Below are 1,369 nucleotides of genomic sequence, written 5' to 3'. Positions count from 1 at the left end.
TGCATGAGGGAGGCAGAACATATTGCGATACCAGCCGGGTATGGATCGATGATTACAGGAAGAATCTGGTCATGGGGTTGGCTCCGGGTGGTGTGGTGAAAACCTGGCTGATGGGTGTGTGCACTGATGCGATTGAAGTCAGCCGCGTGCAGGGCCGGATAGTCGAGAAAGGCCCTGACCAGGGACGGACTAACGGTCGATATGCGCTGGAGCTAGAGCCGGAGTCGCGGGCATACATCGACAAATTCGGCATCCCCTATGGCTCTTGGTAACGAGCTATCGCCAGCCAGCGGATTGCCCATGGCAATCAATAAGCTCAACGCGCTGTTGGGATGCGCACTCGCCGTCATTCTCTGCGGGTGCAGCCACGTTAATGACTACGGTACAGAACTGCCGTATGACGCCTGGCGTCTGGGTTTTCTGGCGCCCAATTACATGGAAGTTTGGATCGAAACCGCCAATGTGCTCGATGTCAAAGGCCGAATATTTGGACGCGCCATGAGTGGCGTGGCGGCTATCCAGATACCACCGAATCTCAGGGGTAACCCAAGAGGGTGGCCGAAGCGACCGGGGGATGGTAAGGGAAAACACCTCTGGCGCGCCGATGTGCCTCGTATGATTTATGTGCGTTGGCAATCCCTGGCAGAGCCTCAAACTTACGATGCTTTCATTGAAATCCCCGAGGCGACCCGTGACGCGATGTTGGAGGTTAAACCGAACACCTATTGCAGGGGCACGAAAGAATGGATCACGGACCACCGCCAGCTCCTGGTCATTGGCCTTGCGCCGGGTGGAATAGCGAAAACCTGGATCAGAGGGTTGTGCCTGGATCCGATTGAAGTCAGCCGCGTACAGGGCCGGATAGTCGAGAAAGGCCCCGACCTAGGACGGACAAACGGTCGATATGCACTGGAGCTAGAGCCGGAGTCGCGGGCCTACATCGAGAAGTTCGGTATTCCCTATGGCTCTTGGTAACGAGCTATCGCCAGCCAGCGGATTGCCCATGGCAATCAATAAGCTCAACGCGCTGTTGGGATGTCTCATCGCCGTTATTCTCGGCGGGTGCAACCACGTTAACGACTACGGTGCAGAGTTGCCGTATGACGCACGGCGTCTGGGTTTTCTGGCGCCCAACTACATGGAGGTCTGGATCGAAACCGCCAATGTGCTCGATGTCAAAGGCCGAATATTTGTACGTGCCATGAGTGGCGTGGCGGCTATCCAGACACCACCGAATCTCAGGGGTAACCCAAGAGGGTGGTCGAAGCGACCGGGGGATGGGGCGGGGAAGCATGTCTGGACCGCCGACGTGCCTCGTCTGATCTATGTGCGTTGGCAATCCCTCGCAGAGCCGCAAACCTACGAGGCT

Annotated in this window: 3 protein-coding genes; all 3 read left to right on the top strand. The window is 57.1% G+C overall.

The annotated features are described in order from the left end of the window. A partial coding sequence (locus DBP26_RS26795; protein ID WP_146752966.1) for a DUF2931 family protein occupies nt 1-272 on the top strand: 272 nt, incomplete at its 5' end. Between the two features lie 34 nt (nt 273-306). After that, nucleotides 307-975 (top strand): DUF2931 family protein, encoded by a 669-nt coding sequence (locus DBP26_RS26790; RefSeq protein WP_256601412.1) that lies wholly within the window; start codon nt 307-309, stop codon nt 973-975. Between the two features lie 34 nt (nt 976-1,009). Further along, nucleotides 1,010-1,369 (top strand): DUF2931 family protein (locus tag DBP26_RS26785; protein WP_256604734.1); only part of this gene is annotated, 360 nt, incomplete at its 3' end.

Source organism: Pseudomonas sp. RIT409 (assembly GCF_003052515.2).
Lineage (GTDB): Bacteria > Pseudomonadota > Gammaproteobacteria > Pseudomonadales > Pseudomonadaceae > Aquipseudomonas.
Note: the sequence above shows the minus strand (reverse complement) of the source record. Positions and strands in the feature narration are given on the sequence as shown.